Annotated in this window: 12 protein-coding genes and 1 pseudogene; 4 read left to right on the top strand and 9 right to left on the bottom strand. The window is 62.7% G+C overall.

All coding sequences use genetic code 11. From position 1 onward, the window contains the following. Positions 1–63 precede the first annotated feature (63 nt). From tnpC to CHU95_RS02390, 4 genes and pseudogenes are all read right to left on the bottom strand, one after another. Positions 64–825: pseudogene (gene tnpC, locus CHU95_RS02400) on the bottom strand (IS66 family transposase); the annotation flags it as partial. A gap of 177 nt (positions 826–1,002) precedes the next feature. Next, complete coding sequence (locus tag CHU95_RS23010; protein ID WP_281255140.1) at positions 1,003–1,137, bottom strand: hypothetical protein; 135 nt, start codon at positions 1,135–1,137, stop codon at positions 1,003–1,005. 80 nt (positions 1,138–1,217) lie between these two features. Next, positions 1,218–1,535, bottom strand: coding sequence for a hypothetical protein (locus tag CHU95_RS02395; protein ID WP_094453372.1), 318 nt, complete (start codon positions 1,533–1,535; stop codon positions 1,218–1,220). Between the two features lie 200 nt (positions 1,536–1,735). Continuing rightward, the gene (locus CHU95_RS02390) at positions 1,736–2,626 is read right to left on the bottom strand and encodes a LysR family transcriptional regulator (protein WP_094453469.1); all 891 of its coding nucleotides are present in this window, start codon (positions 2,624–2,626) and stop codon (positions 1,736–1,738) included. 104 nt (positions 2,627–2,730) lie between these two features. On the opposite strand from CHU95_RS02390, the gene CHU95_RS02385 reads away from it, so the two are divergent. The 3 genes from CHU95_RS02385 (at position 2,731) to CHU95_RS02375 (ending at position 4,399) form a co-directional block, all read left to right on the top strand. Further along, a complete protein-coding gene (locus CHU95_RS02385) occupies positions 2,731–3,609 on the top strand; it encodes an SDR family oxidoreductase (RefSeq protein WP_094453370.1) in 879 nt (292 codons plus the stop codon). Between the two features lie 260 nt (positions 3,610–3,869). After that, positions 3,870–4,112, top strand: a complete 243-nt coding sequence (locus CHU95_RS02380) for a type II toxin-antitoxin system Phd/YefM family antitoxin (protein ID WP_094453368.1) — start codon at positions 3,870–3,872, stop codon at positions 4,110–4,112. Beyond that, positions 4,112–4,399, top strand: coding sequence for a type II toxin-antitoxin system VapC family toxin (locus CHU95_RS02375; protein ID WP_207762345.1), 288 nt, complete (start codon positions 4,112–4,114; stop codon positions 4,397–4,399). The genes CHU95_RS02380 and CHU95_RS02375 overlap by 1 nt, the downstream gene beginning before the upstream one ends. A 599-nt stretch (positions 4,400–4,998) precedes the next feature. Here the strand turns inward: CHU95_RS02375 and CHU95_RS22015 are convergent. The 4 genes from CHU95_RS22015 to CHU95_RS02360 all read right to left on the bottom strand — a co-directional run bounded on the left by CHU95_RS22015 (position 4,999) and on the right by CHU95_RS02360 (position 11,685). After that, a complete protein-coding gene (locus CHU95_RS22015) occupies positions 4,999–6,078 on the bottom strand; it encodes a hypothetical protein (RefSeq protein ID WP_133065388.1) in 1,080 nt (359 codons plus the stop codon). A gap of 366 nt (positions 6,079–6,444) precedes the next feature. Continuing rightward, the gene (locus CHU95_RS02370) at positions 6,445–9,606 is read right to left on the bottom strand and encodes an error-prone DNA polymerase (RefSeq protein ID WP_094453366.1); all 3,162 of its coding nucleotides are present in this window, start codon (positions 9,604–9,606) and stop codon (positions 6,445–6,447) included. Further along, entirely contained in the window at positions 9,603–11,126 is a 1,524-nt protein-coding gene (locus CHU95_RS02365; RefSeq protein WP_094453364.1) for a Y-family DNA polymerase, read from the bottom strand. The genes CHU95_RS02370 and CHU95_RS02365 overlap by 4 nt, the downstream gene beginning before the upstream one ends. Beyond that, a complete protein-coding gene (locus CHU95_RS02360; protein WP_094453362.1) occupies positions 11,041–11,685 on the bottom strand; it encodes an ImuA family protein in 645 nt (214 codons plus the stop codon). The genes CHU95_RS02365 and CHU95_RS02360 overlap by 86 nt, the downstream gene beginning before the upstream one ends. Before the next feature lie 414 nt (positions 11,686–12,099). On the opposite strand from CHU95_RS02360, the gene CHU95_RS02355 reads away from it, so the two are divergent. After that, the gene (locus CHU95_RS02355; protein ID WP_165771966.1) at positions 12,100–12,501 is read left to right on the top strand and encodes a ribbon-helix-helix domain-containing protein; all 402 of its coding nucleotides are present in this window, start codon (positions 12,100–12,102) and stop codon (positions 12,499–12,501) included. Between the two features lie 13 nt (positions 12,502–12,514). Here the strand turns inward: CHU95_RS02355 and CHU95_RS22280 are convergent, their stop codons facing one another. Next, entirely contained in the window at positions 12,515–12,691 is a 177-nt protein-coding gene (locus tag CHU95_RS22280; protein WP_165771965.1) for a hypothetical protein, read from the bottom strand. Between the last annotated feature and the right edge of the window lie 130 nt (positions 12,692–12,821).

The following is a 12,821-nucleotide window of genomic DNA, read 5'->3' as shown; positions in this document are numbered from 1 at the left end:
GAGAAACATCGTACGCATCCGGTGAGGGCCGCGGGTGCTTCGGCGATAGCTGCATAGTTCGGCTCAGGCTGCGGTTGCCTTCTGGTCTTCCCGACGCTGCTTCCATTGCCAGGGGAGCAGCTCGTGGAGGCGGGTTTGGGGCAGATCGTTGATGCGGGCCAGGACAACATCGGCCAGCCAAGCCTGGGGATCGATGTCGTTTAGCTTGCCGGTGACCATCAGGCTGTACATGAACGCAGCACGTTGGCCGCCGCGGTCGCTGCCGGCGAACATCTACACCCGCCGCCGGAGAGCCACACCGCGCAAAGCTCTTTCAGCGGCATTGTTTGTCAGGCAGAGACAGCCATCCGTCAGGAACCGGGCGAACCGCTCCCAGTTGGTCAGCATATAGTCCAGGGCCTTGGCTACGGTGGCATGCCGGGACATTGCGGCGCGCTGATTACGCATCCAGTGTTCCAGTTCATCGACCAGCGGCTTGGCCTTCGCCTGCCTGATGGCCAGCCGTTCATCAATGGTCGAACCGTTGATCGTGCGTTCCAGGTCGAACAGCACGTCGATGCGCTTTACGGCCTCCAAGGCGACAGGCGAGATCTCCGGCGCCTTGGCACCGCGACGGGCCTTGGTGGCGATATCGGCCAATTCAAAGAATTTGCGCCTGGCGTGGGCCCAGCAGAGGACGTCGGTCACCGGTGCCGGTTTGCGGGTGTCATCGTAAAGCCGGTCATAACCGGCATAGGCATCGGCCTGGAGCAGACCCGTAAATCCGGCCAGATGCTCCTGTGGATGTGTACCGCTGCGATCCCTGGAATAGCAGGTCAAAGATGCTCGTCGCAATGTCCGCAGACAGGACGGCCATCAGGACGGTGGGAAGGCTGAAATGGGGCGCTTACCGGACCCCCCTCAAAAGCAAACAATTGAATTATGCATGGCCTTTAGCCATGCACATCCCTGATCATATGACATCTCCGCTAGACTTTGGCGTGCCGAACTACACCCAGACCTTCATCGCCGCCCTGCGCTGTGATCCGCGCTCTTCTTGCCGGCATAGGTGACGCCGTTGACACTGACCGCCGGTTTCCCGGCATGACGGACCAGCATGCTCACTGCCGGACCTTTGCCCGCTGCTTCCTTGGTCATCGCCGTTCCTTTCTGACACGCTGAAGTCAGAACAGTCTGAGATCGGCATCCTACAATGGAAAGGTGTTTTTACCCCAAGCTCACCCAAGCGGTGACTTCCACCCCTGCGCCTCCGCGACCCATGTACGACCGGACTGCGGATCGTGGACGCACAGCATACTGATGGTAACTTTCTTACCCGTAGCCAGCCTGCCCTTCCCCGTCACCAAGGTCACGAACTTGCCGAGCGTGTCGTCGAAACCGATGACCTGCCCGCTTCGCGCCTGCTCCAATTTGCTGGCGGCGGCGCAGCGTCTGGCGACATCGGCATTCAGGGCGTCCCATGCCGACGGGGAGGAAGCGAGCGCCGCCGACGGTATCATCAACACGGTCGCCGCCATCAAGATCTTCCGTGACATACGCTCCTCCTGCTGATCAACATGCGCACGAATATCCGGCAAGATAATTGAACACAGGCGCTATCCTGGCGTTCCGCCCACCACTGTAGGCCGTATCCGAAACCACAGCGCATAGAAGCAAGATCAGCGCGGTGGTTGGCGATTCAGCAGCGCCGCACAGAAGACGTCTGATGTCGGCATCCGGTCGGGAGGTCGACCTCTTAGTCGATGTAGATCGCGAGTTCGTCCGGCGTGCCATTCGGAAATGCTACCTTCAGATGATCGAGGAAGGCCGAGACACGGGCACTGAGCAGCCGCCGGGATGGGTAGAGGACCCACAGGGCGATCTCCGGTCCAGCAACGTCACCCCAATGCACCAGCCGACCTGCATCCAAGTCCCTGCTCACCAGCGAGACGGGCAGGCGCGCAGCCCCGATGCCCGCCCGCACCGCATCGCGGACCATGACCAGCGATGACAGTCTCAGCACGGGGTCAACCGCGAGCCTGGACACTCCCTCCGCGGTCATGACCTCCCATGTCTCCGCTCCATCACCAGCGCCGCGCACGACGGCCCGAACGGTGGATCCGTCCTGCGGCAACGCCAAGCCGGGGTTGGCCACGACCACCAGGCGATCACGGAGGAAGACCTTGCCGACCAGGGTCTCGTCCGGATCCGGATTCACCCGGATTGCCAGATCGTAGCCCTCCTCCACCAGGTCGACTTGCCGGTCGTCCGTCGTCACCTCCAACCGGACCTCGGGGAACTTGCACGCGAAGCCGGCCGCCAGCCTGCCCATGACGGTCTGGGAGAACAGCAGCGGCGCGCTGACCCGCAAACGCCCGCGCGGGACCTCGCCGCCAGACGCGATCGCCGCCGCCGCCTCATCGAGCTCGGTGAGCAGGATGCCCGTCCGCTCGAACAATGCCCGGCCCTCCTCCGTCAGCTTCAGCGTGCGCCCGCCACGCTCGAACAGGCGTAGGCCCAGGTCGGCTTCCAAATCGGCGACCCGGCGCGACAGCGTGGCCTTGGGGCGGTCCGCCGCACGGGCGGCGCGGCCGAAGCCGCCATGCCGGGCGACGAGGTTGAAGTCGGCAAGCGCAAGCAGGTCCATCTGTTCCACCAATGAGACGATCTGTTCAGATATAGCGGCTATTGGCCTTCTTGTGGATCGGTCATTTCTCCATTCATCCAATCACCCAACCCGGAGATACTCACATGACCATCCTCGTTACCGGCGCCACCGGCCGTGTCGGCCGCCATGTCGTCCAGCAACTCCTGAATCGCGGCGCCGACGTGCGCGTCCTGGTCCGAGATCCCGCTAAGGCCGACTTTCCGGCCGGCGTGGAAATTGCCAAGGGCGACATGCTGGACGTCGACGCGCTGCGCGCCGCCTTCAAGGGCGTCAACACGCTGTTCCTGCTCAACGCGGTGGCGGGCGACGAGTTCACCCAGGCGCTGGTCGCCCTGAACATCGCCCGTGAATGCGGCGTCGACCGGGTCGTCTACCTTTCGGTGATCCATGCCGACCGCTTTGTGAATGTGCCGCATTTCGCGGTGAAGTCCGGTGCTGAGCGTATGATCGAGCAGATGGGCTTCAGCGCCACGGTCTTGCGCCCGGCCTACTTCATCGACAACGACCTGATGGTCAAGGACGTCATCCTGAACCTCGGTGTCTATCCGATGCCGATCGGCGGCAAGGGCGTGGCCATGGTCGACATCCGCGACATCGCCGAGGTCGCCGCGATCGAACTGGTCCGCCGCGCGCAGTCCCCTGGCAAACTGCCCAACGAGACCATCAACTTGGTTGGCCCCGACACCCTGACCGGCGCGGACCTGGCCGCGATCTGGTCGGACGCCCTGAGCCGCCCGGTCGTCTATGGCGGCGATGACCCAAGCGGGTTCGAACAGAACCTGACAGGGTTCATGCCCCGGTGGATGGCCTATGAGATGCGCCTGATGGCCGAACGCTATGTCAGCGACGGCATGATCCCCGAGACCGGTGACATCGAACGCCTGACCAGACTGCTGGGCCGTCCACTGCACATCTACACGGATTTCGCGCGCGGGGTCGCCGTCGACACTGAGCGGAGTTGATCCGGCCAGCGCTGTTCCGCTGAAAGGGGAAGACGAGGCGAAGCGCAACGGGGTTTAGCCGTTCGTAGGCTCGGGCAGGTCCGCGTACCACCACCACGGTGCCGAGGGCCGCCCGATTTCCCTCGCCACCACCTTTGGTTCTCAGGGCGCGTCAGCGCCAGCACATGGAGGGCGCCTCCATATGCCAGCAGCAGACCCGTGCTGCCGGAATTCCATCCTCCTCTGCGCTATATGACCATCTATATGGTCAGGAGCATGGAATGGACACGGTCAACCTCGCGGATGCGAAGGCCCACCTGAGCGAACTCGTGGACCGCGTCGAGGCGGGGGCCTCCATCGACATCACCCGGCGCGGCAAGCCGGTCGCGCACCTGACGGCTGTGGCCAAGCCGTGCAAGCCGGTAGACGCCAGCATGCTGCGTTCCCTGACGGCGACCATGCCCCCGCAGGCACAGGACGCTGGCGACCTGGTCCGGTCGATGCGGGACGGCGACCGCTACTGATGCTCTACCTCGACACCTCGCTGATCGTCGCGGCCCTTTCAAACGAAGCCATGACGCCCCGCATCCAGGGGTGGCTCGCGGACCAGGACCCGGCGCTGCTCGTCATCAGCGACTGGACCGTCACCGAGATGTCATCTGCCCTGTCCATCAAACTCCGAACCGGGCAGATCGACTTGGCACAGCGCGCAACGGCGCTGGCCATGTTCAATCGGCTCGTCGCGGAGAGCTTCCCCGAGCTGTCCGTTTCAGAAGTCATGAAGACCTGGAGTTTTCCGCCACCTGGATAATCTTTCCCCTCCGTTACATCAGCTTTCCAAACGTGTTTTAACATCAAAAACTGGGCTGTATTATCTTCGAATAATGGCGTTTTATGTAGAATCAAAAAATTAGACGACGACTTACCATCCATAAAATGCTCCATCTCATTGAAATATTTATATATATTTCGATAAATCAGACAATAAGTGAATCAGCATTAAAACGGCGCAAACAAATGAAATATCAAAATATTATACGATAACACAGATATCGCATAAGCAGCCGGTGGATCCAGCCGCTTGTCCGCCACCGAAGGACTTTATCCATCCAACTCGTGTGTTTTATGTACAGCCAGGGAGCCGATCACCCACACACCTTAAAACGTTTTTATATACTGATATACAATGATATTTATCGTTTTAAGGTCGATACAATCATGTGTGGACTTTTACGAAAATTTTAATAATTTCGAACAGTTGACAACACAATGTTCCCGATGCCGGCACCTAGCCATCAGGCGTTCTCGGCAGAACGGCCTCACCACAAGAGGCCCGTAGAATTCTTAGTAATATCATACACGTAAGCCGCTTTTAGGCAGGCCCACGTCAGCGTTTTATGTATTTGATGGTCAATGCTGAGACCGACCCGACTTGGAATCGGGCGTAGAATGAACAACTAAGGTCCCTCCCGGCTCCGACCAACCAACCTTTACCTTCCTTCCTTTCAACCCCATCTTCGGGCGAACAAAAAGAATTCGAGCGGCTCCGCTCTTATAACCGAGCGCGTGAGCAATAATATTTCGAGAAAATCCAATGCGTCCAAGATCACATGCGAAAGCATGTCGAAATGATGTAGGACATATTGCCTTCTTTAATCCAATATCCGTGCCAATATTACTAACTGCGCGGGCGAGTTCTGATGTACGCCACAACTCTACTCCACCGAGGTCAATTCGCGAATGATCATCTTTCAGTTTCACGGCAAGACCATAGAAGGGATCCTCCACAGCAATGCTAATGTCTCGTGCTAGTTCTTTACCCTTCTTCGAATAGTCGAAGAGAAATTTGATTGCGCCTGTCGAGTATTCAACATAAACACCGCGCCGAACGTCATCTGGAGAGCATCCTGTGAGAAACAGAACGGAAGCAGCAGCCCAATATCTTCCGTTACCATTAAAAAGATACTGGTATATCCTATCTCTTTCACTAGCACTCAACAATTGGCGTGGACTGATATTAGAATTAATTTTATTCATGGTAAATTTTACCACAAGCAAGGCCTCAAACCATTTGAGGAGCCTATCTAATTTATCAAGGATAATGGAGAAGTTTTCAACATCTTGTCTACTTGTAATTGAAAATTGACGACCGCGCAAATCATTTGCAATTCCCCAAAATAATTGCAAAGCCATTCGCAGGATAGCCGAACGAATAGACCGCAGACTTCCATTGGATTTGGCATCCTCGTTCATCACCTTTAACAATACATCATCCACAGATGATCCATAATACTCTGAATGACGAAAGTCATCTAGATTCATAATTTTTGGAACAACATTATTTATTATCGATTTATATTGTACAATCGTCCTTTTAGTGAGATTTTCTTTGTGTTTCCATTTTTCTTGGAGCATGCAAAATCGCCCCACTATAATGGCGTACCGTCTCATTGCCTCATTGATGTCGCCCGCCAACGCATCGGTATCCATGTTCCCGTCTCCAAGCAGTTCACACACGCCGCATATGGATGGAACCTAGGAACATGGACAGCCCTGAATTTGGTCTGCTGTTCACGATGTTGGTTATGCCTCACCTTATCACCAAGATCTGTCCCAGATATGCTGAGCCCCGCCGGCACCATTGCCGGAACGAGAACGGGGTGCCCTTTGCGCGGGGAGGCGCTTCGTCTACGTAGCGCCCACCTCCAAGGCCGCCCCGTTCGCGCCAGGGGCGGCAGAATACCGAGGGCCTTGACTAAGTATGTGCTGATAATGCGCTCGCCACCCAACTGGACGACCACCCCGCGCCTAGCGCGGTACTCACTAACGAGTGCAGACGCTTTGGTTGGTCATAGCTTAACGGAAGTTCCGCGATGCAACTCGGATCTCGCCACCAACCTGCCCGTCGGCCTCCGGCACCTTCCCCAGTTCCCCCGAGATATCCTTCACTTTCTGCACGATCAGGTGCACCACCTCCCCTTCCCGCTGCACCCTTCCCTTCGCCGCCATGAGCTGCGCCCCCAGGATCTCCCGTCGGTACTTTTCGAACCGGTCGGCCCACACGATCAGGTTCGCCGCCCCGGTCTCGTCCTCCACCGTGATGAACAGCACCCCACTCGCAGTCCCGGGCTGCTGTCTCACCAGCACCAGCCCCGCGATTTCCACCCATTTCCCATCCGCCGCTTCCATTGCCTCGCGGCAACTCACCATCCCCCGGCGCCCCAGGTCCGCCCTCAGGAACCCCACCGGGTGGCCCTTCAGCGACAGTCTCGTCCGGACATAGTCCTCCATCACCTCCCGACCTGCCGCCATCGGCCGCAACTCGACCGCCTGCTCGATCATTTCCGGCACCACCCGCCTTTCCCGGGCGGCGGCGGCCGCAAAGAGCGGCAGCGGCTCGTCCCCGAGCCCCTTGATCGCCCATAGCGCCTCGCGCCTCGCCAGCCTCAGCCCCGGCCGGAATGCATCCGCCTCGGCCAGCCTCACCAGTTCCGTCTGCGGCACGCAAGCCCGCCGCCAGAGATCGTCGACCGACACATAGTTCCGGTCCGCCCGGGCCAGCACGATCGACGCGGCATGGGCGTTCGCCAGTCCCTTCACCATCCGCATGCCGAGCCTGACCGCCAGCCGCCTTTCGTCGCCGGTTTCCTCCAACGTGCAGTCCCACCGGGAAGCGTTGACGCAGACCGGCCTGACCTCCACGCCATGCTCCTCGGCGTCCCGCACGATCTGGGCCGGGGCGTAGAAGCCCATGGGCTGGCTGTTCAACAAGGCCGCGCAGAACACGTCCGGATGCCAGCATTTCAGCCAGGCGCTGGCATAGGCGATCAGCGCGAAGCTGGCCGCGTGGCTTTCCGGGAAGCCATAGCTGCCGAACCCCTCCAGCTGCCTGAAGGTCTGCTCGGCGAATTCCGGGGCGTAGCCGTTGGCCACCATGCCCTGGATCAGCTTGTCCCGGAACTTCGACACCCCGCCCGTCATCTTGAAGGTGGCCATGGACTTGCGCAGCATGTCCGCCTCGCCGGGACTGAAGCCCGCGCATTCGATGGCCACCCGCATGGCCTGTTCCTGGAAGAGCGGCACGCCCAGGGTCTTGCCCAGCACCTTCTCCAGCTGGGGCGTGGGGTATTCCACCGGCTCCAAGCCCTCCCGCCGGCGCAGATAGGGATGGACCATGTCGCCCTGGATCGGCCCCGGCCGCACGATGGCCACCTCAATGACCAGGTCGTAGAAGGTGCGCGGCTTCAGGCGGGGCAGCATGGACATCTGCGCCCGGCTCTCGATCTGGAAGGTGCCGAGCGTGTCGGCCTTGCGGATCATGGCGTAGGTCCTCGGGTCCTCCGCCGGGATAGTCGCCAGGTCCAGCCGGATGCCCTTGTGGTCGGCCAGCAGGTCCAGCCCCTTGCGCATGCAACTCAGCATGCCGAGCGCCAGCAGGTCGACCTTCATGAATTTCAGGGCGTCGATGTCGTCCTTGTCCCATTCGATCACCTGCCGGTCCTTCATGGCCGCCGGTTCGATGGGCACCAAGTCGTCCAGCCGGTCGTGGGTCAGCACGAAACCGCCGGGGTGCTGCGACAGGTGCCGGGGGAAGCCCGTGAGCTGCCGGGCGAGCTCCAGCGTCAGGCGCAGCCGGCGGTCGGTCAGGTCCAGGCCAAGCCCCTTCAGGCGATCATCGTCGAGCCCCTCCTCCGACCAGCCCCAGACCTGGCCCGACAGGGTGCGGACAAGGTCCTCGGGCAGGCCCAGGGCCTTGCCCACGTCGCGCAAGGCACCCTTCGTCCTGTACCGGATGACGGTGGAGCAGAGGGCCGCCCGGTCGCGGCCATAGGTGTCGAAGACCCACTGCATGACGGTCTCGCGCCGTTCATGCTCAAAGTCGACGTCGATGTCCGGCGGTTCCCGCCGTTCCTCGCTGACGAACCGCTCGAAGAGCAGGTCGTTGCGGGCAGGGTCGATGCTGGTGATGCCCAGCACGTAGCAGACGGCGGAGTTGGCGGCCGAGCCCCGGCCCTGGCAGAGGATGCCCCGGGAGCGCGCGAAGCGGACGATGCTGTTCACGGTGAGGAAATAGGGCGCGTAGTCCAGCTTCTCGATCAGAGCCAGTTCATGGCGCAGGGTGGCTGCCACCTCCTCGGGTAGCCCTTCCGGATACCGGTCCCTTGCCCCTTCCCAGGTCAGCTGCTCCAGGGTCTGCTGCGGCGTCAGCCGGGGATCGTCCCGCTCCTCCGGGTACTGGTAGGTCAGCTCGCCCAGGCTGAAGCGGCACCGCTCAACGATCTCGAGGGTTCGGGCCAGCGCGTCGGGATACCGCCCGAACAGCCGGTGCATCTCCTCCGGTGGCTTGAGGTAACGGTCGGCATGGCGTTCACGCTGCGCGCCCAGCTGGTCGATCACGCTGTTGTGGCGGATGCAGGACAGCACGTCCTGGAGGATGCGCCGGCTGGGATCGTGGAACAGGACGTCGTTGGTCACGACGGTGGCCACCCGCATGCGGGTGGCCAGGTTCGACAGTTCATGGAGGCGCAACTGGTCGTTCGGGCGGCGGCGCAGCGTCAAGGCCAGATAGGCCCGGTCACCGAAGGTCTCCCGCAGCCGGCGGAGGCGAAGCCCGCACTCCTCATCCGCTTGGTCGGGCACCAGCACGGCCAGCAGCCCCTCGGCATGGGCGATGACGTCCGCCCAGTCCAGGCGGCACTTGCCCTTGCCGCCACGGGCCTTGCCCAGCGAGAGGAGGCGGCACAGCCGGGAATAGGCGGGCCGGTCGGTGGGGTAGGCCAACAGGGCGGTGCCGTCGGCCAGATCAAGGCGGCACCCCACGACAAGGCGCACGCCGGTCGATTTGGAGGCCTCCCAGGCCCGGACCATGCCGGCCATGGAATTGCGGTCGACGACGGCCAGGGCCTCGATGCCCAGATGCGCCGCTGCGAGGAACAATTCCTCCGCCGACGACGCGCCCCGCAGGAAGGAGAACTGCGTGGTGACTTGGAGCTCGGCATAGCGCGGCCCTGGGTTCATCCGAAGATCCCATGCAGGAACCAGCGATGGGAGCCCGTGGCCGGATCCTCGCCATCGCCGGCGCGGTAGACCCAGTAGCGTTCGCCGGCGTCGTCCTCCACCCGAAAATAGTCCCGGACGGCCTCCAGCTCGGCGTCGCGCTTCCACCATTCCCCGAAGACCCGCTCGGGCCCGTCGGCCCGACGCACCCGTCGGCGCACGCCCCGCCAGGTGAAGGAGGCAGGCGGATGGTCGGGCAGCAGCGCCACGGTCTCGATCGGCTCGGGCCGTGCCAGCAGGCGGGCCGGACGGGGCCAATGGTCGGGCCAGCCGGTACCCGTGTCGGGTGCCATGGCGGGGATGCGCTGCACGGACCGTTCGGGCACATCGCTGGCGACGGCGGCGATCCGGTAGACCGCCCGCCCGCCGATGCGGTTGGCCAGGGTGTCGACGAGGCCTGACACGTCCGGTCTGGCCGCCTCCATCAGGGAATTGACCGCCTGCTTCATCTCCAGCGGTTCAGCGATGGCAGCCACCAGGACCATGGCCTCGATCCCGAAGCCGGGGTCGATGGTTTCGATCTTGTCGCAAAGCAGCCGCGTCAGGCGCCGGACATCCCGCGTCGGCAGGGCCATGCCCACACGCACGGCCTGGAGGCGGCTGTCGACGCGGTGGACCAGCAGGTCCAGCCGTCGAGCACCAAGGCCGCGTTCCTCCAGCGCCGCGCAGAGGTCGACGACCAGCTTGCCGATGTATCGCGCGATGGTCTCGGCCGCAGCGATCGGTTCCGCGAAGGCCCGGCGGGCGTCGACCTGGTCGGCGGGGCGCACGGGGTCGAAAGGTTCGGCCGCCTCCCCCAGCGCCTGATCGATCCGGCGGGCAAGCTGCGGCCCGAAGCGCAGGGCCAGCGGTGCGCGCGGCTGGCGGTGCAGTTCACCCACCGTCCTGAAACCCAATGTCCGGAGGTCGCCGGCCATCGCCACCGGCAGGCGCAGGGCCTCCAGCGGCAGGGGCGACAGCAGTGACAAGCCCGTGCCAGGGTCGGCCACGAAGGTGGGCTTGGCCAGATACCGCGCGAAGGCATGGGCGGCGCCCCAACTGTCGGCCACGGCCGCGCGGGCCTCGACGCCGGACATGGCCAGCCGACCGACCAGTGCCTCCAGCATGACCTCCTCGCCGCCATGCAGATGGTCGGCACCGGTGGTGTCGATGACGATGCCGTCCGGCGGATCGGCGGCGACAATCGGAGAGAAGCGCTGGAGAATCCAGAGCGCCAGCCGGTAAAGGCCTTCCTGGTCGGCCTGCGGTGCGGCTTCATTGACCACCAGCTCCGGCACCAGGATCTGGGCCTTGGCGAGCGCCATGCCGGGGCGCAGTCCTGCCTCCAGTGCCGCCTGGCAGCACGCCGTCACAACGCGGCGGTTGCGGATCCGGCCAGCCAGGACCAGCGGCCGGTCAGCCGGCGGCGCTGCGTCCCCAGCCGCCCGCCGCAGCCGGTCGATCGGCCAGTTCGGCAGGTAGAGCGAGACGACCCTGTTCATCGCAGGCCTCCAGTTCGAAATCGGCGCTCTCGCCCGCGCGGGCCCGGACCAGTTCGACCAGCCACCGGTGCCGCCCCACGCCCGGCACCGGCAGGGGCGCCGACGGCAGGGTCGATACCCGCCAGCGCGTAACGGCGGATGTCGGCTGGCCGAAGTCAGCGGCATCCGCCTGCCGGCGCCAGCGGCGCAGCGCGATGCCGATAGTCCGCTTGCCCTCCACCGCCAATTGGAGCCTCCGCGACGCCGTCATGTTGAGCGACGCGACTTCCGCCACAACGGCCCCCAGGCTGCCATGGCGCAGCGCTTCCTCGGTACAGGCCAGCACGGTCTTGTCATCGCCGGCCTCCACGTAGATGACCCGGTCCGGCGGCAGCCCAGCCTGAGCCAGGGACGGGGCGAAGAGGTCCGGCTGGGTGCATATCCAGAACACCGGTCCCTCAGTACGGGCCGCGATGCCGGCGCTGAACAGGGCGGCCGCCGCCCCATCGACGGTTCCCGGCCCGCCGCCTGCCACCTCGTGCAACGCGCGCAGGGACGCTATGGCGGACGCGTTCCGCAAAGGGAGCTCCTGGAATAGGGTTGTTCCCTATATGTTCTTTTTTGGGTTGGGAGAGTCAAGCGGCCAGTTTGCAGGGAGAGGGTGCAAAGGGCTGCTTCCAGCTCGGCGTGAAGGGCAGGAGATGTGTCGGGGGTGGGCTGGCCGGTCAGTCCGGGCTTGGCAAAGGTTGGGGACAGAGAGGTGGGTGCGGGTACGTTCGCGCGATGGCCGTCGCCACGGCGCAGGAGCGGAAGTCCGCCTTCCCCAACGCTTCTGGTCCCAGCTGCCACCGGCGTGGAGATCTACAATGCCCACCCGAATTCCGACCGGCGTTTCCTTATCCCCGACCAACTGTGCCAAAGGGTGAAGCAGTTCACCACTGATGTTGACTCAATAGGATAACATAATAGAAGAAACACAATTATGGAGAGTCCAATGCCGCCGCTAAGCCGCCGTCGCACGATTATTATAAATGACAATCCCGCGCTGGACGAAATGAGGCTGAGCCAAGCGTCTGAAATCCATAATGTCAACGTCGCAGGGAAACGGACCAGCCTCCGGCTGCGCGGAATCGAATGGGAAAGCCTGCGCCTCATCGCCCAGCGTGAGGGATGCGACCTCTCCCAGGTCGTCACCGAGATCGACAAGCGCCGCGGCGATACGTCCCTTGCCGGTGCGCTGCGGCTGTTCGCGATCGCCTATTTCCGTGAACTGCTGCGTCTCAAGGAGGATGTTGCAGGCTTCAGCCTTGTCCAGATCCTCCAGGCGCTGGCGGGGCCCCAGGACAATATCGGAGCGGATTTGGTACGCGGCGGCCGTGATCCGATCCCGGCTTGAACCATGGCGATGATCAGCCCCAGTCCCAGATCATCGGCCTTGTCGGCTTAGCGGTGGAGACATCTTCCTGTGCCGGAATCGGGGCGGGCCTCCGGCGCTTGACGGCGACCAGCCGGAAGGGACTGCCGACGAAGTCCTCCCCCGATATGGCATGCGGCACCGTCGTGCCGCTCTCCTCGACTTCGTCCATGACGATCTCCGTGTCATCCGTGGATTATAGAACAAAAGAGGAACATTTGCCAAGCGCCAGGAATATCGCGGCCCGCGGTTGAACGGTCACGGAATAACCGGTAGCCCTGGCTCTACGCCATCGCCTGGGA

Origin of the sequence: Niveispirillum lacus (assembly GCF_002251795.1) — a bacterium.
GTDB classification, from domain to species: Bacteria; Pseudomonadota; Alphaproteobacteria; order Azospirillales; family Azospirillaceae; genus Niveispirillum; species Niveispirillum lacus.
This window is presented reverse-complemented; position numbering and strand designations above follow the sequence as displayed.